Origin of the sequence: Mycobacterium sp. E3298 (genome assembly GCF_001666895.1) — a bacterium.
In the GTDB taxonomy this organism is placed as follows: domain Bacteria; phylum Actinomycetota; class Actinomycetes; order Mycobacteriales; family Mycobacteriaceae; genus Mycobacterium.
The window spans coordinates 1-1,569 of the sequence record NZ_LZJB01000547.1; the positions used below are offsets into that span (position 1 = coordinate 1).

Below are 1,569 nucleotides of genomic sequence, written 5' to 3' on the forward strand. Positions count from 1 at the left end.
GCGCGGCGAAACGCTTGGGAGAAGACCGCTCGTGCGGGTGACGTCTAAGATTTCCCCGTGCCGCTCTACGCCGCCTACGGGTCGAACATGGATCCTGAGCAGATGCTCAAGCGGGCACCCCATTCCCCGATGGCCGGAACCGGCTGGCTGCACGGCTGGCGCCTGACGTTCGGCGGCGAGGACATCGGCTGGGAAGGCGCGCTGGCCACGGTGGTCGAAGACCCGACCTCCAAGGTGTTCGTCGTCCTCTACGACATGACCCCGGCCGACGAGAACAACCTCGACCGGTGGGAGGGCTCGGAGTTCGGCGTCCACAAGAAGATCCGCTGCCGGGTGGAACGCATCTCGTCGGACACCAGCACCGACCCCGTGCTGGCCTGGCTGTACGTGCTCGACGCCTGGGAGGGCGGCCTGCCCTCGGCGCGATACCTGGGCGTGATGGCTGACGCCGCCGAAATCGCCGGAGCCCCAAGCGATTACGTGCACAACCTGCGCACCAGACCGGCCCACAACATCGGCCCGGGAACGGGCTCCTAGGGCCCGTGTCGATTCTCTCCAGACCAGTCGTCGCCGACGCACTGGCCCGCACTTTCGCCGCCGTCGTGAACCCGGCCCCCAAGGCCGCCGTGCGATTCCCCGAATTCCGCGGCCGGACCACCGAGGTCACCATCCCCGCCCGGCACGGCCCCGTACCGGCAACCGTCTACCACCCGCCGGCCGGCACGGCGAACCAGGCGGTCTACGTCAACGTGCACGGCGGGGGCTTCGTGGTCGGGCACCCCGAACAGGACGATCCCTGGTGCCGGTACCTGGCCGCCAACGCAGGCGTGGTGGTGATCAATCCCGACTACGTGCTGGCGCCGCGGCACCGCTTCCCGGCGGCGCCACACCAGGTCTACGACGTCGTCCGCTGGGCGGCCGACCCCGGCCGCGATTGGGACGGCGGCCGGCTGTGCGTCGGGGGCCAAAGCGCGGGCGGCAACCTCAGTGCCGCGGCAGCACGGCTGGCGCTGGAGAGAATCGACACGGGCCCTAGGAGCCCGTTCCCGGGCCGATGTTGTGGGCCGGTCTGGTGCGCAGGTTGTGCACGTAATCGCTTGGGGCTCCGGCGATTTCGGCGGCGTCAGCCATCACGCCCAGGTATCGCGCCGAGGGCAGGCCGCCCTCCCAGGCGTCGAGCACGTACAGCCAGGCCAGCACGGGGTCGGTGCTGGTGTCCGACGAGATGCGTTCCACCCGGCAGCGGATCTTCTTGTGGACGCCGAACTCCGAGCCCTCCCACCGGTCGAGGTTGTTCTCGTCGGCCGGGGTCATGTCGTAGAGGACGACGAACACCTTGGAGGTCGGGTCTTCGACCACCGTGGCCAGCGCGCCTTCCCAGCCGATGTCCTCGCCGCCGAACGTCAGGCGCCAGCCGTGCAGCCAGCCGGTTCCGGCCATCGGGGAATGGGGTGCCCGCTTGAGCATCTGCTCAGGATCCATGTTCGACCCGTAGGCGGCGTAGAGCGGCACGGGGAAATCTTAGACGTCACCCGCACGAGCGGTCTTCTCCCAAGCGTTTCGCCGCGC

General features: G+C 69.3%; 2 protein-coding genes and 1 pseudogene. 2 read left to right on the forward strand and 1 reads right to left on the reverse strand.

Going from position 1 to position 1,569, the window contains the following annotated elements; all coding sequences use genetic code 11:
* Window positions 1-57: 57 nt before the first annotated feature.
* Window positions 58-537 (forward strand): gamma-glutamylcyclotransferase, encoded by a 480-nt coding sequence (locus tag A9X05_RS25100; protein ID WP_067757370.1) that lies wholly within the window; start codon window positions 58-60, stop codon window positions 535-537.
* Between the two features lie 89 nt (window positions 538-626).
* Window positions 627-1,034 (forward strand): annotated as a pseudogene (locus A9X05_RS30135) (alpha/beta hydrolase); the annotation flags it as partial.
* Here the strand turns inward: A9X05_RS30135 and A9X05_RS25105 are convergent.
* A complete protein-coding gene (locus tag A9X05_RS25105; protein ID WP_067757370.1) occupies window positions 1,033-1,512 on the reverse strand; it encodes a gamma-glutamylcyclotransferase in 480 nt (159 codons plus the stop codon). The pseudogene A9X05_RS30135 and the gene A9X05_RS25105 overlap by 2 nt on opposite strands.
* Between the last annotated feature and the right edge of the window lie 57 nt (window positions 1,513-1,569).